This is a genomic window from Roseivirga thermotolerans, from assembly GCF_014653175.1.
In the GTDB taxonomy this organism is placed as follows: domain Bacteria; phylum Bacteroidota; class Bacteroidia; order Cytophagales; family Cyclobacteriaceae; genus Roseivirga; species Roseivirga thermotolerans.
This window is the reverse complement of record NZ_BNAG01000001.1, coordinates 378,769-401,150: the sequence shown is the minus strand read 5'-3', so window position 1 is coordinate 401,150 and position 22,382 is coordinate 378,769. Positions and strand designations below refer to the sequence as shown.

Genomic DNA, 22,382 nt, shown 5'->3' with positions numbered 1-22,382 from the left:
AAACAGTTTTCTCTTTGGTTTTAGGGCTTACTATAAAATATGCTTGGTTTTTAGGTGGAAAATGGAGAATATTCTTTGTTAAAACTTTTCTATTCTCAACGTAAACTTTTTTATATGGCCGTTAATTTAAGCGATGGAAATCGCGGTCAGTGGGGATCCAAGTTCGGATTTATCATGGCAGCTGCCGGTTCGGCAGTAGGTTTGGGTAATATTTGGCGTTTTCCGTTCATCACGGGCCAAAATGGAGGCGGAGCCTTTGTTTTGGTTTACTTGCTTTGCGTAGTGCTCATTGGCGTGCCCTTGCTATTTACAGAAATGGGGTTTGGGCGAATGACAAAAAAAGGCACTATTGGTGCGTTTAAAGACACTGGGGCCAACCCTCTGTTTATGGGGCTTGGAGCTATTTTGGCACTTTGCGTCAGCTTCTTTGTGCTTTCTTATTATGGAAACATAGCCGGTTGGACCATAGGCTATATTTTCAAGTCTGTTAGTGGCGATACGGGTAGTTTTCAGGAGTTTGCTTCTAACCCAATGAACACCATTCCACTGATGGGGTTATTTACTTTGGTCACCATTTTTATAGTAAAGGGAGGTATTTCCGGAGGCATAGAAAAAGCCGCTAAAGTGCTTATGCCTATGTTGTTTTTGCTCATTGCAGTAGTGGCCATTCGGTCGCTTACTTTAGAGGGAGCCATGAAGGGCGTAGACTTTTACCTAAACCCTGACTTCTCAAAAATAAGCGCCAATACCTTTTTGGTAGCACTGGGGCAAGCCTTCTTTTCTATGAGCATTGGTTGGGGAATTATGATTACATACGGTTCGTACCTTCCAAAACAGACCAGTATTATTAGTTCAGGCCTATGGGTGGGACTAATGGATGCAGGAGTGGCTTTGTTGGCGGGCTTTATGATTTTCCCTGCCGTTTTCGCTTTTGGAAAAGACCCTGCAGCCGGGCCCACACTGGTGTTTCAGGTATTGCCTGAGATTTTCAATAGTATGCCCGGTGGTGCCATTATTGGAGCCTTTTTCTTTTTGTTACTCACTGTAGCGGCTCTTACATCTTCCATTTCTATGCTTGAGGTGCCCGCCTCTTACTTTATGGATGAAAAGAAATGGAGCCGAAACAAATCGGCTTGGGTGGTGGGTATCCTGCTATTTATTGTGGGTATTCCTTCCGCACTTTCTCAAGGCGGCTCCGCTTTCTTTAGTAAAATGCAGATAGTAATGTTTGGACACCAGTATACGGGATTTCAAGACATACTAGACTTTTTCTTTGGCACTTTCTTTATAGTGTTGGTAGCCTTGGTTACCTGCATTTATGTGGCCTGGAAAATGCCTGTGAATAAAATTGTGAGCGAGCTGGATACAGGGTCTCCAACCTGGAAGGCCGGCTCGTTGGCTTCCAGCATCTTTGTGTTTTTTATCCGCTATGTTTGTCCCATCACCATTTTACTGGTGTTGCTCAACATGATGGGCCTTTTGGGCTTTTTTGCCGGAGGAGGGTAGCCCATAGACTGATACCTACGAATTTGAAAGTCCTGTGCTCAATGTGCAGGACTTTTTTGTAGTTTCAAACCATGGCAAAGGACCATTCAAATTTTTTCAATGATGTATATGAGGTGGTAAGGCTTATACCCAGAGGCCGGGTAACCAGCTATGGAGCCATTGCCAACTACCTGGGGACTAAAGGCAGTGCCCGAATGGTGGGATGGGCTATGAATGCAGCACATGGGCTCAGCGATGTGCCCGCTCACAGGGTGGTGAATCGAACAGGAATATTGACCGGAAAGCATCATTTTGAAACGCCTAGCCTAATGCAGGAACGGCTGGAAGCCGAAGGCGTAGAAGTGATTGGCGATAAGATACAGCAATTCGATAGGGTGTTTTGGGATCCCTCTGCTGAATTGTCTCTTTGATTAGCCGAAATTCGGTAATTTCGCCCCGTGTAAGCATGAAGTTGTTGAAAAAGGCAAGTAAGATTAACAGACCCCTTGACAGGGCCAGGCAAGAAGGGAAAAAGCGATTGTTTTTTCTCATTAAGCTTATTCTGGTTGTGGTTGGCTTGGTTTGGCGATACAGGTTTCCTGATAGTTATGACCAACTGAAACTGGATGGACGTATTTTACCTACTCTCTTCTTTTATCTTACCAGTGTGCTGTTAGTGTCTTTTGGGCGAATCTCTCTGGTATATCTTTACCTAAAACGACAGAACAAAGAGAGCGATTTTCGCGACAATTATATTGTGGGTATCAACCGTATAGCGTCCATTTTGTATGGGGTTATACTTATTATTTCCATTCCATATTATTTCAACATAGAGGTAAATGAGTTTTTTACCTCCATTAGCATAGTAGCAGCCGCTATTGCCATTATTTCTAGAGAGTATCTGGTAAATATGATTAATGGGTTCATTCTGATGTTTTCCAATCAGTTTTCAATCAATGATTACATTAAAGTGGGCGAAGATAGCGGGCGCATAACAGACATTACCCTTATGAATGTTGTGTTGCTCAACGATGATGATGAGATCGTGTACATTCCCAATTCTACCATGGCCTCATCGCATGTTATCAATAGCTCAAAGAAAAATTTCAAAAAACTGAGCTTTGATTTTGAGCTGTTACCGGAAGCCTTACCCAACATAGACCATTTCGAAAGCTACCTTATTGAGGCACTAAAAGCACAGTTTAAGAACATTAACCTGGAGAAGTTTAGCCTGAAAGTAGACTCCATAAAAAAAGATGCCATTGTCATAAAACTCCATGTAACACTGGATAGGCGGCAGAAAGACCTGGAAAAGCCGGTTAGGCGATTCATTAATAAATCAATTCTGGCCTATGCCAGCGATAGTAAATTTAAGAAAGAAGAATAAACGCAATGGAAGTACTCTTAAGCTCTGAAGGAATAGTAGCGCTTTTAACCCTCACCTTTTTGGAGATCGTGTTGGGGGTCGATAACATCATTTTTATTTCCATAATTTCTAACCGATTGCCCGAGAAACAGCAGGCAACCGCCAGGAACCTTGGTTTGGCCCTGGCGCTTCTTATGCGCGTGGGTTTACTTTTGGGTATTAGTTGGATTATTGGTTTCACCGAGCCCGTGCTTACCGTAATGGAGCACCCCGTGAGCGTAAAAGATATTATTCTAATTGTGGGTGGTCTCTTTCTAATTGGTAAAAGTACTACTGAAATTCATGAGTCGCTGGAGGTAGCCGATCATGAGTCGGAAACCAAAACCGTTACTACTATGAGCAAGGTTATTTTACAAATAGTGGCCCTTGACATGGTGTTTTCTTTCGACTCTATTCTCACCGCTGTAGGGCTTACGGAACACATCATTATTATGATTGTGGCCGTGGTGTTGGCCATGATTGTAATGATGACCTTTGCCGGTAAAATCAGTGCCTTTATTAACAAACATCCAACACTTCAGATGTTGGCCATGTCTTTCCTCATTCTCATAGGCTTTATGCTGGTGTTGGAAGGTATAGGCAAACACATAGAAAAGGGCTATATCTATTTTGCCGTGTTCTTCTCGCTTACTGTTGAAATACTGAACATGAGAAGAAGGAGAAACGCAGCCAAAATTAAGCTGAGGAAGAAAATTACGCAGTAATTCTCTTGGAAAGAGACGCAAAGAATTTGTCTTCACTATCTATAGAAAGCACCAGTTTATCGGTGCTTTTTTTGATGCCGTAGATTCCCTGAACGTGTAGCTTTTCTCTTAAAGAGATAACCACATTGCCATGTCCAAATGAACTAAGGTTGACAAATTTTTCACTGTGTGCATCGCCCTCTCTAAGTTCAATTTTATCTATTAGGTGATAGGGTAGCTCAAAACTCCAGCGTATTCCAATGTTGATTGAAAGCGAATCTTGATCCAAAACAATGGGTCTGTGTCTCATCGCGTTTCTATCACCGAAAATGAAGAACAGGCTGTAAATGCTTATGCCTGTGAGAATCCAGGCCAGTGTTGGGCTTATGATCATTAACCAATAATGCAAAACGAAAGTCTCTACCGGCAAAAGAAAGAGTACCAAAACAAAAACCGACTTGTATCCTGACTCGAGATAATAGCTAAACTCATTGGAAGCCAATGCTTGGGGTTTCGCCCATCCTGCAAAAGTGTAATAGAAAAGTGAACATTCTGAACTGGCTATATTAGCAAGAACCGGTTTGGCCTTCATATCGAGCAAAACTGCCTTCATTCGTTCAGGAAAATTACGAAGTCCACCCTTTGTTTGGCTGAGGTTCTTATTTAACTGAATGACTTTGTAAATAAGAAAACCAATAACACCCAACTCAATAGGCGCTACCAACATTTTAATTCTATTGAGAGTAGCATGGTAGTCGTCTGGAATAACCTGAAAGGCCATGATAAGACTTAATATAAAAACAGGGACGACCGTGATTTTCGGAAAGGAACTGTTTCTGATAAAAAGAAAGTAGATCAAAGGAATAATAAGAGCTATGTCTATCGAACTGCCAACGGCCAGCAAAGAACGGTTGCTAATGAAATTCGGAGATGTCATGAGCCATAGGCTAATGAAGATAATGCCCGAAGCAACTAAAAGGAAGGCGGGTATTCTTAGTGCTGCAGTTCTCATATGGCTTTAAGTTAAAGCATTAGAGTCTAAGAATTTCAATACATGCATAAGAGGTTTGTGCCTTAGATTAAAGGAATATCTGCCTGTTCCAGATCAGGTTGGGGTGATTGGCCGAAGTGGTATGAGTCTGTAGGCTATTGCTGGCCCTATCTTGGCGGCAAATGGCCACCAGGGGCACTAAGGTTTTTTCGAAATGAAGAACAACCCAATGAAAGTCAGTGCTCCATTCAATGCCAGAATAAAGAAACCAAACCAGCTTCCGCTAGCTAAATCTATAAAGTAAGAAAGCAAGGGAGCCGCCAGGCAAACCGGAAGCACATATTTATCTATCACCTGTCTTTTGGTAAGAAGTCCAAAGCTAAAAAGGCCTAGAAGTGGGCCATAGGTGTAGCCAGCAGCTTTGAAAATGGAATTAATGACACTGTCATCGTTAATGGCGTTGAAAATGAGAATGACCAGAAACAGAAGCACCGAGAAACCAATGTGAACCTTAAGGCGGGTTCTTTTCTTCTCCTCTTCCTCCTTCTTTTTGAAGTTCAGAAAGTCTACGCAAAAAGCCGTGGTAAGGGCAGTGAGTGCAGAGTCTGCACTGGAATATGCTGCGGCAATAATTCCAAGTAAAAAGACCACTCCGGCAAAAGTGCCTAAATGGTTTAAGGCCAAAAGTGGGTAGAGGGTGTCGGTCCTGGCAGGAATTTCAATTCCCTTGTTATTGGCATACATAAATAGTAATGCGCCCATACCAAGAAAGAGTAGGTTGGCAAAAATGAGTACCACGCTAAAACCAAATACGTTTTTTTGAGCCTCTTTAAGATTGCGACAAGTCAAATTCTTTTGCATCATGTCCTGATCGAGCCCTGTCATTACAATAGCAATAAGGGCACCCGAAATAAACTGCTTAGGGAAGAACCTGGCGCTACTCCAGTCCCAATAAAAGATTTTGGACATTTCGCTTGCCTCAATTTGGGCAATGGCATCGCCAATAGACCAGCCCAGTTCTTTGGTAATGATGAAAATGGTAACAACCACTGCGGTGAGCATAAACAGCGTTTGCAGAGTATCTGTCCATACAATAGTCTTTATCCCACCCTTGAAAGTGTAGACCCAAATGAGCAGTATGGTCACCATAACACTCACCCAGAAAGGTACACCAAAGGCATCGAACAAGGCCGTTTGTAATACTATAGCTACCAGAAACAGCCTAAAACTTGCACCTACTACCCTCGAAAGCAAGAAGAATCCTGACCCGGTTTTATACGACCAGAAGCCAAAGCGTTGCTCCAAATAGCCATAAATAGAAACCAGGTTGAGGCGATAGTACAATGGCATAAGCACTGTGGCAATAACAAAATAGCCCAGCAAGTAACCGATTACCACCTGAAAGTAAGAGAAGAAACTATTACCCACCTCCCCCGGAACGGAGATAAACGTAACTCCTGAAAGTGAGGCTCCAATCATACCGAAAGCCACTAAATACCAGGGGCTTTGTCGGTTGGCCGTAAAGAAAGTCTGTGTATTGGCACCTCTGGAAGTCAATCGGGCAATCACGATCAACATCAGAAAATAGCCACCAATTAGGGCAATGACAAGCGTAGGACTCATGGGGTAAAGATATCAGTATATCAGTGATGAGAAAACAGTTCATCAGAAATCGGGGGTATTGCTGTAACCGTTGCATCGTTGCGAGAAACAAACTTTGCACTGGCAGCAGGTTGCGACAAAGCAACCTACTTGTTTTACACGGTGCACCTTTATGGTAGAGACTGCCGCAGCCGCACTTGCCACGCAATGACGGAGAAGAACCAGACTACTGATTTCCGATTAACCAATCGCCACCAACTGGTTATGCAGATGATTTTCATTAAATTTGTTCCAAATTTTAGAGATATGCGATTAAGCTACCAAGAGCAAGAAAGCGTAGAGGTATTGGATGAGGTGATTGAAGAAGACCTGTGCGATTTGGTGGTCTTCAATGACGATGTGAATACTTTTGAGCATGTAATCAATATCTTAATGAAGGTGTGTAAGCACTCTGCCGAACAGGCCGAACAGTGTACACTCCTGATTCACTACAAGGGTAAGTGCACGGTAAAACATGGCACCTTCAAAGAGTTAAGACCCATGTGTGAAAGTATTTTAGAGGCGGGGATTACCGCAACAGTTATGTAATTTTTGCCCGCTACTATCTTGAACTTCCCCCCAAAAATTGTAGAAAATGCCATAGAAGAAATCTCCAAGCTGCCCGGAATCGGTAGAAAGACAGCTTTGAGGTTGGTATTGTATTTACTGAAACAAGAAAAAGAATCTACCGAAAACCTTACTACGGCCCTCACGCAGCTTAGAGAAGATATTCAGTACTGCGGCACCTGCCATATAATCTCAGATACTACCGATTGCACCTGTCGCACCGTTACTCGCGACCTTACCACTATTTGTGTGGTACAAGATACGCCAGATGTAATGGCCATAGAAAATACCCACCAATATAAGGGACTGTACCACGTTTTGGGAGGGGTAATTTCACCAATCGAAGGTATTGGGCCGGAAGATTTACACATAGACTCCCTCTTTTCCCGTATTGAAAAAAGCGATCCTAAAGTGGAGGAAGTAATACTGGCATTGAGTCCTACTATGGAAGGAGACACAACAGCCTTCTATATCACCAAAAAGTTGAAGGCTTTGGGCATAAAAGTCACTACTATTGCACGAGGAATACCAATTGGTGGCGAACTGGAGTATGCCGATGAGGTAACTCTGGGCCGCAGCATATTAACAAGAACCATTTACGATTAGAACAGGACATGAACATTGTTTCAGACCGCATTAAAAACATGGCCGAGTCGGCCACGTTGGCCATGGCAGCCAAGGCCAGAGAATACAAAGCAAAGGGTATCAATGTAATTAGCCTTAGCTTGGGAGAGCCAGATTTTAAAACACCACAGCATATTCAGGATGGAGCCAAAAAGGCCATCGATGAAGGAAAGTATTTTGCATACCCCCCCGTAAATGGATACCTGGATCTTCGCGAAGCAATTGCCGAGAAATTCAAGAAGGAAAACGGACTGAATTATACGCCCGACCAAATTGTGGTTTCCAATGGAGCCAAGCAGTCTATAGCCAATATTTTTCAGGCCATCATCAATGAAGGCGATGAGGTGGTAGTTTTTTCACCCTTTTGGGTAAGTTACTCGGCTCTGATTGAGCTGGCAGGAGGTGTGCCGGTATTAGTAAAAGGAGGAATAGAAAACGATTTTAAGGTAACTGCCGAACAATTCGAGGCAGCCATTACCTCTAAAACTAAGGCCATGATTTTTTCTTCGCCTTGCAACCCCACCGGCTCAGTGTTTACCAAGCCCGAGTTAGAGGCCATAGCCAAAGTGGTGCTCAAGCACGAGAACCTCGTTGTAGTGTCTGACGAAATTTATGAACACATCAACTATACCGGTGCCCATGCCAGTATAGGAGCTCTGCCCGGAATGCTGGAGAGAACCGCCACAGTAAATGGTATGGCCAAAGGTTTTGCCATGACCGGCTGGAGAGTGGGCTATATTGGTGCTCCCACCTGGCTGGCCAAAGCATGTAACAAAATCCAGGGGCAGTTTACCTCGGCCAACTGTTCAATAGCCCAGCGTGCGGCACTCACTGCCCTTACCAGCGATTTGGAGCCAACCCGCCAAATGACCAAAGAGTATTTGAGAAGAAGAAACCTGGTGAAGGAACTTTTAGACCAAATACCGGGCTTTAAAACCAATATGCCGCAAGGAGCATTCTACTTCTTTCCCGATGTGAGTGCCTACTTTGGGAAGAGCGATGGTACAACTACGGTAAAAGATGCCGATGATTTGGCCATGTACATTCTGGAAAATGCTCATGTTTCTGTGGTAACGGGAGGCGCCTTTGGCGACCCTGACTGTATACGACTTTCCTATGCAGCTTCTGAAGAAGAGCTGCGTGAGGCCATTAGCCGAATGAAAACCACTTTAGCTAAATTGCAATAAATGACTTTTAATAGCGCAGAATCTCTTTTCGAAGCTTTCAGCAAACTGAAGGTACTGGTAATTGGCGATGTTATGGTAGACTCCTACATCTGGGGCTCGGTAAGCCGCATTTCGCCTGAAGCACCTGTGCCGGTGGTATTGGCCAAAAGTAAGGAAAAGCGACTGGGTGGCGCGGCCAATGTAGCGTTGAACGTGCAGTCTTTAGGAGCCACCCCCATTCCCTGCGCTATTGTGGGAGATGACCCCGATGGAGAGTTCTTTTTAGAACGACTTCGGGAAAGGGGAATTCCCGACAAAGGGGTAATTACCAGTTCTGAACGAGTGACTACAGTGAAAGAACGAATTTTGGCCGGCTCTCACCAAATGCTCCGGGTAGACACGGAATCTGACAAAGACATGAGCGAGATTGAGCAGAAGAGCCTTTTAGCTCATATTAAAAATCTCTTGCCCGAGTGCCAGGTGGTCATTTTTGAGGATTATGACAAAGGAGTCATTAACAAGACCATTATAGCCGAAACCATTAGTGAGGCCAACCGGTTGGGAATTCCAACGGTGGTAGATCCTAAAAAGCGCAATTTTCTGGATTATAAGGGCGCTACCCTCTTTAAACCCAACCTAAAGGAGTTGAGAGAAGGGCTCAAAGTAGATGTAGACCCCAAAGACATTGACTCCATTAAATCAGCCGCTCAGGCTCTCCAAAGTGCCTTAAATGCACACATGATTATGGTTACCCTTTCAGAACATGGAGTTTTTATTAAAGACAATGGAGAAAACCACCTGATACCCGCCCATGTTAGGCAGATATCGGATGTTTCAGGTGCCGGAGACACCGTAATAAGCATTGTGGCCTGTGGCTTGGCAGCCGGATTAGACGCCAGGAGAACAGCCGCATTGGCCAACCTTGGAGGTGGTTTGGTTTGCGAACATGTAGGGGTTGTGCCAATCAATAAAGACGATTTGCTGGAAGAGGCCAATGAACAAAATATCTTCAGCTAATGCCCTTCATTAATCTAAAAGATATCCCATCTAAAGAACTATTGCCCGGCTTTTCCGGCAAGATGATTCATACTCAAAACATGACCTTGGCCTATTGGGAGATAAAGGCCGGGAGCGAATTGCCCGAACACTCACACGTTCACGAGCAAGTGGCGGCACAAGTTATTTCAGGAGAGTTTGAACTAACTCTTGAGGGGGAAACCAAGCTAATGAAAGCAGGCGATGTAGCCATTATACCTTCTAATGCTACACATTCGGGAAGGGCCATAACCGACTGCCAATTACTGGATGTCTTTAGCCCGGCCAGAGAAGACTACCAGTAGTTGCTTTAAAATAGTAAGCGCTACCCTAATTCGGGTAATCTTTTGATTTTCAGTAGATAAGTGCGAAAATATAAAGGTGGCGCAGCGTATTTCCTGACGGTAATTTCCTAATTTATGGTCTAATTTTTTCATTATGGAGGCCATTATATACATGCCGGGCTTGGGTTCCAGCTTTACCGACCAGTCACTTGCAAGCTTTGCCCATCGATATGTGAAAGCGGTAGATATCAATGAGCCCAACGAGAAAAAGAAGTACTCCATCAAAATTCGGGAAGAATCTTTTGGTATTGATGGTGGACTCAAAGCGCAGGTGGCTGCGGTGCACGAACAACTTGGACAAGAAAGTAGGCATGTCATCGATATCTACGAGTTCAGTTATATCGAAGAGCTAACAGCCAGTTTTAAGAAAACCAGTCTTATTCATAAAACCTTTGTACTCAGCGCAATTCTCTTTTTAAATGTGCCGAAAGTGTTTTATTACACACTGAGGCGAATAGTAAAAAGGAGAGGTGGTATTTCGGAAGGGAGCTCGGGTCAATTTCTGTATGCAGCTTCAATATTGGCCCTGTTGGCCTCTTTTGGGTTGCTGTTGGTGGCTTCATTTCCTGTAGCCATTGGCGATATGGTGGACTTGAAAGCCCTACCTCAATTCAACGACTTTATAGAGAACAATAGGCTTGGTCAGTTTATAGACTCGGTATATGGTGTTATGCGCGGCAAAGCCGAATACCTGATCGGGTTTTTTGCACTTTTTTATCTGGTAATGCCCGATTTTAAATTGTTCATAACCGAAATGGCTACCGAGCTGGTGTGTATGATCCGATACTTTAGCACAGGACATAACCGGCTCAACCTTACGGGTAAATTTGAAGAACTTCTCGAAAAGGTAGCCGAAGAAGATAAAAACTACGATCAGGTGACGGTAATGGCCTATAGCTTTGGAACTATGGTGGCTTTGGACACACTTTTTCCAATGAAGGGCGCTACTAGCTTCAGAGTTGCCGATAAGGTGACCCATTTGGTAACCATAGGCTGTCCTTTCGATTTTGTGAGGCTTTATTGGAAGAGCTATTACCAAGAACGTGAGTTTAAATCTACTACGCTTCGGCACTGGTACAATATATATTCTCAAGCCGATATTCTCTCTTCAAATTTTAGAAAAGACCACCAGGAAGGAGAAGCCGAACAATCGGTAACTGCTGAGGCCTTGTTGCCACAAAACTTGCCCTTCAATGTATTGCCTAAAAAGCGATTCAACTTGCTTGGATTTATTATGCTTTCGGGCATTCGGGCACATGGTATGTATTGGGAAGATCAGCTCAACAGCGCCAGTTGCCTGACTACCCTGGTGGCCAGGCGCATGGAAAATGAAGCTGCAGCCATATAGCCTCCTGCTTCATTGGAGAGTATAGAACTTGTGCCAATAACTCTGCTTTTATTTCTTAAATTGAAAGAATATTAAACTTCAACCATATGTCATTAACACGCGATATCGTAAAATCCCAGGTGGTGAAGCCGGCATTGGAAGCTGTGAGCGACTTTGACGGTGATTTCGAAAACTTTAGCTTCAATGGGTTTCAGCCAACTCACAGAAGTGTCTTTCTCAATAAAATAAAGTCCAATATTCAGGCTATTCCGGTAACGGACGATGGCACCACCTACCATCAATACATGTACGATGTCATCTTAAACCCAACCATCTTTGCAAGCTGGTCTGTGGTGAAAGATTGTATCGACTACGTTTCTAATAATTACAGCACAGGCCCCAGGTAAATCATGAAAAAGCTTATAGCACTTCTGTTGTTTGTGTGTGTACAGGCGCATGCACAATACACTTTCCAAACCGTGGTAGATACTCCAAATCCACCTAAAATCAATATTCTCATTGGCAATCTGGGTATCGATGCTAATATCAACCAAATAAAAACGCTGCACTACTTCGATTCTACTCAGAATAGCTTTGCATTCTACGCCAATGGCAAGGAGCTTTTTCAGAATCCGGATATTGCGGTGAAAACACGATTTCAGAACAAAAACATACAAGTAGAGATATCGGGTATTTCCAAATATGAACTCGTTCTGCTTCAAAATACTCAGGCCAATGTGTATCTGAGTTCTAAAGCAGATATAAAACTAATTCTGACCAACGGTGTGCATACCATCAGCAAGCCCGATTTGGAGAAGCAATCATTAGGCAAAATCGAGATGAATGAGAGTATTATGGATATGTACTTTGCTGCTTCGGGAGGTGAATATGCCTATGCCAATAACTCATTTAACTGGAGTTTTACGCCTAAAAGTGAAAGCGATATTGGTAAGCTGGAACTCAATGCCGACTTCAGTTTTCATCAGAGTTATGCTCTTGGCTCAGGCAAAGGAAACGATAAGAAACCATTGGTTTTTTACGCAAAGGGTAGAGTAAGTACCAACTCAAAAGACTCGTTGAACTACCTGTATGTTTACCCGATCAACTTCAATATTTCCGGAGCCAGCGATGCCCAAATGATGGCCCGGTTTGGGGTAGAGGGCAACCAGACCTTTACAAGCGGGAGAATGGCCTTTAATTTTTCTTATGAAAAGCTAATCGACAATTTGGTAGACCTGACTTACGGAAGTAATCGATTACGCCTGAAGCCTGTGCTTAATGTGGGTGGAAAGATTTATAAGGAATTTGATAACATGAGAATTGGTGCCGATGGCGAAAATGAATTCTCTGGTCAGGTTTATGCCAACCTTTATTACAACATTCCCGTGTTCGACAATTATTCCATTATACTGGAGTCAAACGCCTATTATGACTTTAGCGAAAAAATCAATCCCGAGCAGAAAATCAGACTCAACTACAGCGTTGCCCTGGGTGTAGAGTTACCAAAATCGCCATTCAAGACTTTGTTCAAGTATCGTGACGGCCAGGTTGATGTGAACAATCTGGACGATAGCAACCTGACCATTGGCCTGCTGGCCGACTTAGAGTCTTTAGTGGGCGTTACGGGTAAAAAGTAAGCCCTAAGCTACTTTTGCTTTTCCGCATAATCCACCACCAAACGGCTCATAAGTCGTATGCCTGTGAGCATACCTGAGTCGTCTACATAAAAGTCCGGTGTATGGTGAGGTGCCGATTTGGCCGGATCTTGCCCTTTGGGCATTCCTCCAATAAAGAAGTACAAACCCGGTATTTGTTCCTGAAAGAAAGAAAAGTCTTCAGCTCCGGTAATGGCATCCATAGAAGCATTCACATTTTCGGCACCGGCTACTTCTACAAACGTGTCGGCCATAAGGGCCGTTAAGTCCGGGTCGTTGAAGGTAACCGGATAGCCTTTGTTAATAGTAAGGATAGCTTCAGCACCATTGCTGGCTGCAGTGTTCTTTACTATGCGCTCAAAGGTAGCAAACAGTGTTTCTCTCATTTGGGCATCGAGCGTTCGAATAGTACCCACCATATGCACCTCTTCAGGAATAATGTTATTTCTAACACCTCCTTCAATTTTGCCAAAGCTAAGTACTGCGGCTGCTTTGGTAAGAGGCAGGCTTCGGCTCACCACAGTTTGGGCATTATTAATGATTTGTGCTGCCGTTACTATCGGATCAACTCCTGTCCAGGGAGTGGAGCCATGAGTTTGTTTTCCTTTGATGTGTAAGTCGAAACTGTTGACGGCTGCCATAATTCCATTTGGGCGATAATTTACTTTGCCTACTTCGGTTTGTGCATTAATGTGTAACCCAAAGATAACATCCATACCCTGGACTACGCCCTCTTTAACCATGAGTTCGGCACCCCCTTCTTCTCCGGCAGGGGCTCCTTCTTCAGCAGGCTGAAAAATGAATTTGATAGTGCCTTTAATATCTTTCTTCACTTGGCTTAGCACTTCTGCAACTCCCATTAAAATAGCCACATGGGTATCATGTCCGCAAGCATGCATTACCGGAACTTCCACTCCATTATATTCTCCTATTTGCTTGGAAGCCCATGGCAAATCCACCCGTTCTTTTACAGGAAGGCCATCCATGTCGGCACGTAACCCTATCACCGGACCGGGCTTTCCTCCTTTGAGAATACCTATTACTCCGGTTTTGGCAACCCCTTCTTGCACCTCTAACCCAAGGCTTTTGAGGTGTGTGGCTACATAAGCCGCGGTTTTAAATTCACGATTTGAAAGCTCTGCATTTTCGTGTAGCCAGTGTCTCCATTCAATCACTTTAGGCTCAACATTTTTTGCTAGTTCCAGTACTTTATCGGCTAAAGCGTTTTCCTCAGGGTTGTTGTTAGAGAATGAATTTGAAGTAGCGAATAAGCTTAAAAGGCAAAGTAGGACTGGTATTATCTTCTTCATAAAAAGGAATTTTGATGAGGAAGATAGGACTTAATTCTCGATGATGAAAACTATGGATTGAGGACTGATACCTCGTCTAGGGTTATTTTATAGTTGATGGTTTTCCGGCCGTCATAAGCACCATATTCAACTACCACAATCAAGTAAGCCTAAGACAGAAATTAATTCAGAGACTTCTATCTGCTCAATAATTGGGCAGAAGAAGCTAACGGATCGTAATGAACAGAAGGCTCAGGACACTCATATTTCAGCCGACCTAAGCTTGGCACTGTATTCCTTCACTGTATTAATGAAGACTTTTACCTTGTTCGGATCGATATCAGGATATACCCCATGACCTAGATTGGCAATGTGTCTGCCCGTACCAAACTCATCGAGCATTTTCTTAGTAGCCTTTTCAATCTCAATATCAGGAGCGTAGAGAGCACACGGATCGAGGTTACCTTGTAAGGTTTTGTTTTCGCCAATTAATCTGCGAGAGCTTTGAATGTCCATGTTCCAGTCTAGCCCAATAGTTTCACAATTCAGGTGACGCATTTCAGACCTGGCAAAGTACGCTCCTTTGCTAAACACCGTAACCGGCACTTCGGTAATCGCATCGCAAATTTCAGCAATGTACTTCATGGAGAAGCGTTGGTATTGTTCTGGCCCCAGTATGCCTGCCCAAGAGTCGAACACCTGCACAAGGTCGGCCCCGGCTTCAATCTGGGCTTTCAAATATTCAATGGTAGAGTCGGTTATTAGCTTCAACAACTGATCAGCCATTAGCGGATCGTTATAGAGCATTCTCCTTGCTTTGGAGAAGGTTTTACTTCCGTGTCCTTCTACCATGTAACAAAAAATTGTCCATGGAGCACCGGCAAAGCCGATTAAAGGCACTCTGCCATTAAGTTCTTTTTTGGTGATTTTAATGGCTTCCAGCACATAACCTAAGTCGCTTTTGGCATCAGCTTTTTTGAGCGCCTTTAGATCTTCATCGGTAGAGATGGTTTTGGGGAACCTTGGTCCCTTTTTTTCCACCATTTCGTAGGGTAGTCCCATGGCCTCCGGAATTACCAGAATGTCGGAGAAAATAATAGCAGCATCAACACCAAGAATATCTACTGGTTGAATGGTTACCTCCGCAGCGAGCTCGGGCGTTTGAGCCAGCTCAATAAATCCGCTAAGTTTGTTGCGTACTGCTCTGTATTCCGGTAAGATTCTACCTGCCTGACGCATCAACCAAACCGGTGTCCGCTCAACTTTTTCACCCTTTGCCGCTCTGATCAGTAGATCGTTCTGTAATTCCATGCCGCAAAGATAGAAATTGTTTCCGCTAGTAAAGCCGCGTTTTTCAATTCTTCAATGCTTGGTAGAGCTTACCGTTTCCATAGGGTTGCGTCTGGTTGGCAGTGTTTGAGAATGGGTTTACGGAAAACCAAAAGGATGCTCTGTTTCCGATAGTAAGTAGCCCCTGCTGTCATACTCAGTTGGGCTGGTGAATGAACTGTATCTTTTCTTATGGAAGACGGCTAGCGAACAATCTCCGGGACCGACTGGGTGCCCATTATTCAATCGTTTGCTATCTATTCGTTAGCTTTGTGACAAAGGAGGAAACCATGTGCTTTTTGTTTGAAGATTTTAAAGGCTGGAAACAGTATTGTGAGCAACACCAAATGCCCTTGCATCAGGCTGTTATAGAGTATGAAGTATCTGAAAAAGAAGCCAGCGAAGAGAAAATTTGGGATGGCCTGGCCAACGCCTATACCGTAATGAAAGAGGCCGTGCAAACCGGTCTCACTCAAGACATGACTTCTCGCTCGGGAATGATCAACAATGGTGCAAAGAAGGTTTTCAACTATCCTAAGCCTCTCCTTTCTAAAGAGTTTCAGGTACTTATTTCACGAGCTCTGGCGGCCAAAGAGGTAAACTCTTGCATGGGACGCGTTGTTGCAGCCCCAACAGCAGGAGCTTCTGGTATAATACCCGGGGTTATGGTCACTTTTCAGGAGCTTCATGGAGTAGATGATCGTAAGATTCACGAGGGGCTGCTGGTGAGTGCAGGAATTGCCCTCATTATGGAAAAGCGAGCCTCTATTGCCGGAGCGGTGGGGGGGTGCCAGGCCGAAACCGGTAGTGCGGCCGCCATGGCGGCCGGAGCCATGGTATATTGCCTGGGTGGTTCGGTAGATCAGGTGTTCAATGCAGTGGCCATTACTATTCAGTGTATGTTGGGCCTTATTTGCGATCCGGTGGCGGGGCTTGTTGAGGTGCCTTGTGTGGTTCGAAATGCCAGTGCGGCTGCTATTGCCAATAGCTCGGCACAAATAGCCTTGGCCGATGTAAGCGGAGTAATTCCTGTAGATGAGTGCGTGGAAGCAATGGGGGAAGTGGGGCAAAGCATGGAAACCCGCTATAAGGAAACCGCTTTGGGCGGCTTGGCGGCCACAACAACCGGACAGGCAATTTCCAAAAGAGTACTCATTCAAGACATTGAGATGCTTCCTGACGAAGACCAGGAATAGAGTTGCAAGGGGTAAGATCTGTTTGGTTGTTATTTTAACCTGAATTTGACGTAAGAAAAGAACGTCATGCCGGAAAAACAGGTCTTAAGCTCTCAAAAAGGCCTGTTTTATCCGGTATCTGAACAGAGCCCAAATGAGATTGCGGATATTTTCCTTTGCGTATGTGAAGTTTTCAGAGGAAAATTCCGCAATGACGTCCTAAGAGGGAATATTTTACTACTTCCTTACATCGAACTCAGGTTATTTTAAACCCTCTATTTCATTGCTTCTCAACCGTGCAACCTTTCAACGTTTACCCACCAAACCAATTTGGATTAACCAGTCTACCGAGAAGGTCCAGACAACCGCCCAAAAAATCCCAAAGATTAGCATATAGAGAAATACTTGTCTGCGTGGCGCTCCAACCGTGGCCACAAGAAGTGCCCCACCCGGTGGGGAAAGAACAAGTGGGGTAAGAAAGCACACCCCAACTATACCATACTTTCTCCATATTCTGACCATTCTACGGCTCTTTGGCGAAAACTTCTTAGGCTTTTTAATAAAGATGGGGATAACCTGAGCTTTAATCCGCTCTCCTAAAAAGTTGAAAAGCACCACACTGGTCATCAATCCGGCTACCGTAATTACAATAATTTCCAGGTTGCTAAGCCCAAAGGCTGGCCCGAGCAAAGGGGGCAGAATGGATTTTAGGCAGGCCAGAAAGTAAAGCCACAAATAATTGATAAGGGTTGCCAACATACTACAAAATCGTCACCAGGTAAGTAACGTAAAAGAGCAACAAGATGATGCCGGAAGGTGTTCCCAGTCTTTTGCGAAGTAGCATAAGCGGCAAAATACCCAAGCTTATTGCGAGCATCCACAGCATGTCGCTAGAAATAATGATTTGGTTAACATCCAGCGGATGAATCATGCTTGTGATACCAAGAATGGAGAGTATATTAAAGATATTGGACCCAAGTAAATTGCCCAGAGCCAAGTCCGTTTCTCCTTTTTTGGCAGCAATTACCGAGGTAAAAAGCTCCGGTAAACTTGTGCCAATAGCCAATATGGTGAGTCCTATAATACGCTGAGAAACCCCAAGATCAGTGGCTATGTCTGCCGCACCATCAATAAACCAGTTGGAGCCGAAGTAGAGGCAGGCTCCTCCAATGGCTAATAAAAGAAGGTCTTTAAATTTCTCAAAAGTCGTGTCTTTGTCCGGCTCAATGGTATAATCCAGCTTCACCTGATCTTTCTTGGTTTTGATGAGTAGAACAATAAGGTAAATCACCAGGCAACCAAAGAGTATTCCACCCTCCCATGAGGTTAATTTCTGATCGAGTACAAACAGATAGAGTAAAATGCTGGCAACCATGGTTGTGAGCCAGTCTCTGGTGGCTGTTCCTCGGTGAATGGGTATATAGCCAAACAGACAGGCAACGCCCAGCACCAAGGCAAGGTTAGAAATGTTGGAGCCTACCACGTTGCCCATGGCAAAATCAGGAGCCTCTTTGAGAGCAGCATTAAGACTCACCAGCAACTCAGGGGCAGAAGTGCTAAAGGCCACAATAGTGAGCCCAATAACCATGGCACTCACGTTAAACCTGAGTGCGATTCTCGATGCTCCCTTTACCAGAAAGTCTCCGCCCGCAATCAGCAGTACCAAACCAAGAACAAGTACAATAATATCCAACAGCATTCAACTCACAGTTTCCGGCCAAAGGCCAGGTCTCCGGCATCTCCTAATCCGGGCACGATATAATACTTTTCGTTGAGTTTTTCATCAAGGGCACATGACCATAGGTCGTATGGAGTGTTGAGTTCCCTCTGCAGATAGTCCACTCCTTCTGGTGCTGCAATAATAGTGGCAATGTGTAGCTTTTTAGGTGTGCCATTTTGCAACAAATGGTCTATGCTTTTTACAATCGATTTTCCGGTGGCCAACATAGGATCAACCACTACCACTACTTTATTGTTGAGGTCGGGAGCCGCCAAATAGTCCAGAGCTACCTCAACCGGTTCATTGGCCAAATGAGGTTTTCGGGCCGCGCCAATAAAACCAAATTCAGCCGAATCAAATACATCTTGAAAACCCTGGCTAAAGGGGAGGGCTGCCCTCAGAATGCTTATCACCACCACCTGATCGGCCAAAAAATGAGCTTGGCTTTTCACCAAAGGAGTTTCAATGGGGCGGGTTTCGTAAAGAAGTGTTTTAGAAATTTCGTAAGCCAGCAGTTGCCCCAGGCGCTTCATGTTATGGCGAAAGCGGAGCATATCGCTCTGACTCCCTACATGGCGTATCTCGGCTAAATATTGGTTGGCGATAGAGTTTTGCCTGTCTAGAATAAACATGAGCCTAAAATCTGCGGCAATTTATACTTTTATTCAGCGTCAGACCAATAATCTTACGGCTAGTCCTAATTTTGCACCATGCATAAGCTCGATTATTCCTTGCTTCACCAACTCTGCCGGATACATGCCCCTTCAGGCAATGAGATAGCCATGAAAGACTTTCTTCTCAAATACGTGAAGAAAAATAAATCTTTCTGGAAAGTAGAGCCGGAGATAATTCATGGTCCGGAATTTCAAGATTGCCTTATTCTAAAGTTTGGAAAACCAAGAACAGCCATATATGCCCATATGGATAGCATTGGCTTTACGGTTCGCTATCAAGACCAGCTAGTGCCTATTGGGGGGCCTAAGGCCGAAACAGGCTATAAGCTGGTTGGAGAAGATGCACTTGGCCCAATTGAGTGTGAGCTGGTAGAAAATGATGGAGACCTGCACTATAAATTTGCCAGGGGTATACAGCGCGGTACAGAACTCGTATTTAAGTGCGACTTTAGAGAGTCAGAAGAATATGTACAATCGTGCTATCTCGATAACCGGCTCGGGGTGTTCAATGCACTCAAGGTTGCCGAAACACTAGAAGACGGACTCATAATTTTTAGCTGTTGGGAAGAACACGGAGGAGGTTCGGTGTCTTATTTGGCCAGGCATATGGTTGAAAAGTGGGGGGTTACTCAGGCCCTTATTTCAGACATTACCTGGATAACCGAAGGAGTAGAGCATGGCCAGGGAGTGGCTATATCTATGCGAGACCGCAGTATTCCCAGAAGGTCTTTTGTCAATCGTATCATCGAGTTGGCCGAAGAATCGGGTATTCCATACCAGTTAGAGGTAGAAGGAGCCGGGGGCAGCGATGGCAAAGAGCTCCAAGCCTCGCCTTATCCCATCGACTGGTGCTTTGTAGGCGCACCAGAAGATAATGTACACAGTCCCGATGAACTGGTACATAAAAGCGATATTGTGAGCATGATTCAGTTATATTCAACTTTAATGAAACGCCTGTAAAACCCACCACCCGAATGATCATTCACGACAAACAGTTTGAGCTGTTTATTTCTTCCAATCAAATTCAAAGTCAAATTGCCGATTTAGCAGAGCGCATATCGGCCGACTATGCCGATAAATGTCCCCTGTTTATAGGAGTGTTAAACGGCTCGTTTATGTTTGCCTCCGATTTGCTCAAAGAAGTAAATATTCCGGCCGAAATCACCTTTATAAAGGTAGCCTCTTATGCCGGTATGCAAAGTACCGGAAAAGCCAGAGAGCTTTTGGGCTTAAGTCAGTCCGTAAAAGATCGACACGTGGTGGTGGTAGAAGATATTGTAGACTCCGGTATTACCATGGAAGGCATTATTCATCAACTTGAGCAAGCCGGAGTGGCCAGTGTAGAGGTGGCATCGCTTTTACTGAAACCCGAATGTTTACAAAGAGAAGTAGACGTTAAATACGTTGGGTTTGAGATTCCTGAGAAATTTGTGGTTGGCTACGGACTCGACTATGATGGTTTAGGGAGAAATCTCAAAGATATCTATCAATTGAGGCTCGACTAGTGATTATGCTTTATATTTGTGCCTTTCTAAAAAACCAATCTTCATGATTAACATAGTTTTGTTTGGCCCTCCGGGCGCGGGTAAGGGAACGCAGAGTCAGAAAATCATTGATACTTTCCAACTTAAACATATATCTACAGGCGATTTATTCAGAAAACATCTGGGCGAGGGGACCGATCTTGGTAAGAAAGCACAGTCTTATATGGACAATGGAAAACTTGTGCCCGATGAGGTTGTAATTGGTATGGTCGATGACTTCTTAAATGCCAATAGCGATGCTAAGGGCTTTATTTTTGATGGATTTCCCCGAACTGTGGCTCAGGCCGAGGCTCTTGACGAGCTTTTGAAAAACCGCAACACAAAGATCGATCAGATGATCATGCTGAATGTGCCTGAAGATGAGTTAAAGAGAAGATTGTTGGAAAGAGGAAAAACCTCTGGCCGGGCAGACGACCAGAATGAAGAAAAGATAAACGTAAGAATTCAGGAATATCTCAACAAAACTTTACCGGTTGCAGAATTCTACGAAAAACAAGGTAAGGCCAGCAAAATAAATGGGGTAGGCACCATTGACGGAATCTTTGAAGAGATATCGTCAGCCATAGAGGCCCTTCGATAGGCAGTAAAGACCTTACTCGTTTGGGTGATGAGGGGCAATGCAGGTACCCCTAGAGCATCTGAGAGTAAGTCTGTATATTAGAATAAATCAATCAATGGCAGGTTCCAATTTTATCGATCACGTACGGCTTTATTGTAAGTCGGGCAATGGAGGTGCCGGCTCGGTACATTTCAGACGAGAAAAGCACGTTCCTAAGGGAGGCCCCGATGGCGGCAATGGAGGCCGGGGAGGCCATATTATTTTACGTGGCAACAAGCAAATGTGGACCCTGCTTCACTTGCGGTATCAAAAACATGTATTTGCCGAACACGGTCAGCCCGGAGGAGGACAAAGAAGTACGGGTGCCGATGGAGCCGACATAATTCTCGATGTACCGCTGGGTACTGTGGCCAAGACTGTAGAACCGGAAGAAAAGGTTCTGTTCGAAATTACCGAAGATGGAGAAGAAAGAATCCTTCTTCAGGGAGGTCGTGGAGGCCTGGGCAACGAAAATTTCAAAACAGCGACCAATCAGACCCCCCGTTTTGCTCAGCCAGGAGAAGCGGGAGAAGAGGCTCTCTGTGTATTGGAGCTAAAACTTCTGGCCGATGTAGGACTGGTTGGCTTCCCCAATGCCGGAAAGTCAACACTGCTTTCGGTGCTTTCTGCGGCCAAGCCGGAAATTGCCGATTATCCTTTCACTACCCTCGTGCCCAATCTGGGCGTGGTGTCTTACAGAGACCATAAGTCTTTTGTGATGGCCGACATTCCGGGTATTATAGAAGGAGCAGCCGAAGGAAAAGGCCTGGGAATTCGTTTCCTTCGACATATAGAACGAAATTCGATCCTTCTTTTCCTTGTTCCTGCCGATGCCACTGACATTCAAAAGGAGTATGACATTCTGCTAGGCGAACTGAAGAAGTACAACCCCGAACTGCTCGATAAAGAAAGAATACTGGCCATTTCCAAATGCGATATGCTCGATGAGCAAATGATGAATGAAATGGAGGAGCTTCTCCCCAAAGACATAGAAAGTGTGTTCATTTCTTCAGTGGCCCAGCAAGGATTACAGCAGCTCAAAGACCTCATCTGGAAGAGGCTTAATGCCTAACCTGACAACGGAGTCTTTGCCCTAATAAAGGCTTTAT

24 protein-coding genes are annotated in these 22,382 nt (G+C 44.4%); 17 read left to right on the top strand and 7 right to left on the bottom strand.

Annotated elements, in window-relative coordinates:
• The first annotated feature begins 114 nt into the window (after window positions 1-114).
• From IE164_RS01815 to IE164_RS01800, 4 genes are all read left to right on the top strand, one after another.
• Window positions 115-1,506: a sodium-dependent transporter gene (locus tag IE164_RS01815; RefSeq protein ID WP_189628475.1), complete on the top strand. Its 1,392-nt coding sequence runs from the start codon at window positions 115-117 to the stop codon at window positions 1,504-1,506.
• Window positions 1,507-1,577: 71 nt separating this feature from the next.
• On the top strand, window positions 1,578-1,916 hold the full coding sequence (locus IE164_RS01810) for an MGMT family protein (RefSeq protein ID WP_189628474.1): 339 nt from the start codon (window positions 1,578-1,580) through the stop codon (window positions 1,914-1,916).
• 35 nt (window positions 1,917-1,951) lie between these two features.
• Window positions 1,952-2,872 carry a mechanosensitive ion channel family protein gene (locus IE164_RS01805; protein ID WP_189628473.1) on the top strand — a complete coding sequence of 307 codons (921 nt, stop codon included), beginning with the start codon at window positions 1,952-1,954 and terminating at the stop codon, window positions 2,870-2,872.
• Window positions 2,873-2,877: 5 nt separating this feature from the next.
• The gene (locus IE164_RS01800) at window positions 2,878-3,615 is read left to right on the top strand and encodes a TerC family protein (protein WP_189628472.1); all 738 of its coding nucleotides are present in this window, start codon (window positions 2,878-2,880) and stop codon (window positions 3,613-3,615) included.
• Here the strand turns inward: IE164_RS01800 and IE164_RS01795 are convergent.
• Together IE164_RS01795 and IE164_RS01790 are read right to left on the bottom strand one after the other, a co-directional pair.
• On the bottom strand, window positions 3,605-4,606 hold the full coding sequence (locus IE164_RS01795) for a hypothetical protein (RefSeq protein ID WP_189628471.1): 1,002 nt from the start codon (window positions 4,604-4,606) through the stop codon (window positions 3,605-3,607). The two genes, IE164_RS01800 and IE164_RS01795, sit on opposite strands and share 11 nt — an antisense overlap.
• Window positions 4,607-4,783: 177 nt before the next feature.
• Entirely contained in the window at window positions 4,784-6,208 is a 1,425-nt protein-coding gene (locus IE164_RS01790; RefSeq protein ID WP_189628470.1) for a sodium:solute symporter, read from the bottom strand.
• 285 nt (window positions 6,209-6,493) lie between these two features.
• Here IE164_RS01790 and IE164_RS01785 point away from each other — a divergent pair, with 285 nt between their 5' ends.
• The 8 genes from IE164_RS01785 to IE164_RS01750 all read left to right on the top strand — a co-directional run bounded on the left by IE164_RS01785 (window position 6,494) and on the right by IE164_RS01750 (window position 12,926).
• Window positions 6,494-6,775: an ATP-dependent Clp protease adaptor ClpS gene (locus IE164_RS01785; RefSeq protein WP_189629262.1), complete on the top strand. Its 282-nt coding sequence runs from the start codon at window positions 6,494-6,496 to the stop codon at window positions 6,773-6,775.
• A gap of 18 nt (window positions 6,776-6,793) precedes the next feature.
• Window positions 6,794-7,399 carry a recombination mediator RecR gene (gene recR, locus IE164_RS01780; protein ID WP_189629261.1) on the top strand — a complete coding sequence of 202 codons (606 nt, stop codon included), beginning with the start codon at window positions 6,794-6,796 and terminating at the stop codon, window positions 7,397-7,399.
• An 8-nt stretch (window positions 7,400-7,407) separates the two neighbouring features.
• Window positions 7,408-8,604: a pyridoxal phosphate-dependent aminotransferase gene (locus tag IE164_RS01775; protein WP_189628469.1), complete on the top strand. Its 1,197-nt coding sequence runs from the start codon at window positions 7,408-7,410 to the stop codon at window positions 8,602-8,604.
• Window positions 8,605-9,600: a bifunctional heptose 7-phosphate kinase/heptose 1-phosphate adenyltransferase gene (locus IE164_RS01770; RefSeq protein WP_189628468.1), complete on the top strand. Its 996-nt coding sequence runs from the start codon at window positions 8,605-8,607 to the stop codon at window positions 9,598-9,600.
• On the top strand, window positions 9,600-9,923 hold the full coding sequence (locus tag IE164_RS01765) for a cupin domain-containing protein (protein WP_189628467.1): 324 nt from the start codon (window positions 9,600-9,602) through the stop codon (window positions 9,921-9,923). The genes IE164_RS01770 and IE164_RS01765 overlap by 1 nt, the downstream gene beginning before the upstream one ends.
• Before the next feature lie 133 nt (window positions 9,924-10,056).
• Window positions 10,057-11,310 carry a hypothetical protein gene (locus tag IE164_RS01760; RefSeq protein WP_189628466.1) on the top strand — a complete coding sequence of 418 codons (1,254 nt, stop codon included), beginning with the start codon at window positions 10,057-10,059 and terminating at the stop codon, window positions 11,308-11,310.
• Between the two features lie 86 nt (window positions 11,311-11,396).
• Window positions 11,397-11,696 (top strand): hypothetical protein, encoded by a 300-nt coding sequence (locus tag IE164_RS01755; protein ID WP_189628465.1) that lies wholly within the window; start codon window positions 11,397-11,399, stop codon window positions 11,694-11,696.
• Window positions 11,697-11,699: 3 nt separating this feature from the next.
• On the top strand, window positions 11,700-12,926 hold the full coding sequence (locus IE164_RS01750) for a hypothetical protein (protein ID WP_189628464.1): 1,227 nt from the start codon (window positions 11,700-11,702) through the stop codon (window positions 12,924-12,926).
• An 8-nt stretch (window positions 12,927-12,934) separates the two neighbouring features.
• Here the strand turns inward: IE164_RS01750 and IE164_RS01745 are convergent, their stop codons facing one another.
• Window positions 12,935-14,254, bottom strand: a complete 1,320-nt coding sequence (locus IE164_RS01745; protein ID WP_189628463.1) for an amidohydrolase — start codon at window positions 14,252-14,254, stop codon at window positions 12,935-12,937.
• A gap of 240 nt (window positions 14,255-14,494) precedes the next feature.
• Window positions 14,495-15,544, bottom strand: coding sequence for a uroporphyrinogen decarboxylase (hemE, locus tag IE164_RS01740; protein ID WP_189628462.1), 1,050 nt, complete (start codon window positions 15,542-15,544; stop codon window positions 14,495-14,497).
• Window positions 15,545-15,852: 308 nt separating this feature from the next.
• Here hemE and sdaAA point away from each other — a divergent pair, with 308 nt between their 5' ends.
• On the top strand, window positions 15,853-16,758 hold the full coding sequence (sdaAA, locus tag IE164_RS01735) for an L-serine ammonia-lyase, iron-sulfur-dependent, subunit alpha (protein ID WP_189628461.1): 906 nt from the start codon (window positions 15,853-15,855) through the stop codon (window positions 16,756-16,758).
• A gap of 285 nt (window positions 16,759-17,043) precedes the next feature.
• Here the strand turns inward: sdaAA and IE164_RS01730 are convergent, their stop codons facing one another.
• The 3 genes from IE164_RS01730 to upp are packed head-to-tail and all read right to left on the bottom strand — an operon-like array spanning window position 17,044 to window position 19,089.
• Window positions 17,044-17,496 (bottom strand): hypothetical protein, encoded by a 453-nt coding sequence (locus IE164_RS01730; RefSeq protein WP_189628460.1) that lies wholly within the window; start codon window positions 17,494-17,496, stop codon window positions 17,044-17,046.
• Window position 17,497: 1 nt separating this feature from the next.
• Window positions 17,498-18,436, bottom strand: a complete 939-nt coding sequence (locus IE164_RS01725) for a calcium/sodium antiporter (protein ID WP_189628459.1) — start codon at window positions 18,434-18,436, stop codon at window positions 17,498-17,500.
• 5 nt (window positions 18,437-18,441) lie between these two features.
• Complete coding sequence (upp, locus tag IE164_RS01720; protein ID WP_189628458.1) at window positions 18,442-19,089, bottom strand: uracil phosphoribosyltransferase; 648 nt, start codon at window positions 19,087-19,089, stop codon at window positions 18,442-18,444.
• Between the two features lie 78 nt (window positions 19,090-19,167).
• On the opposite strand from upp, the gene IE164_RS01715 reads away from it, so the two are divergent.
• The 4 genes from IE164_RS01715 to obgE all read left to right on the top strand — a co-directional run bounded on the left by IE164_RS01715 (window position 19,168) and on the right by obgE (window position 22,345).
• Window positions 19,168-20,091: a M20/M25/M40 family metallo-hydrolase gene (locus IE164_RS01715; protein ID WP_189628457.1), complete on the top strand. Its 924-nt coding sequence runs from the start codon at window positions 19,168-19,170 to the stop codon at window positions 20,089-20,091.
• Window positions 20,092-20,105: 14 nt separating this feature from the next.
• Entirely contained in the window at window positions 20,106-20,636 is a 531-nt protein-coding gene (gene hpt / locus IE164_RS01710) for a hypoxanthine phosphoribosyltransferase (RefSeq protein WP_189628456.1), read from the top strand.
• A gap of 43 nt (window positions 20,637-20,679) precedes the next feature.
• Entirely contained in the window at window positions 20,680-21,255 is a 576-nt protein-coding gene (locus IE164_RS01705) for an adenylate kinase (RefSeq protein WP_189628455.1), read from the top strand.
• Between the two features lie 94 nt (window positions 21,256-21,349).
• A complete protein-coding gene (gene obgE, locus IE164_RS01700; RefSeq protein WP_189628454.1) occupies window positions 21,350-22,345 on the top strand; it encodes a GTPase ObgE in 996 nt (331 codons plus the stop codon).
• The last annotated feature ends 37 nt before the right edge of the window (window positions 22,346-22,382 follow it).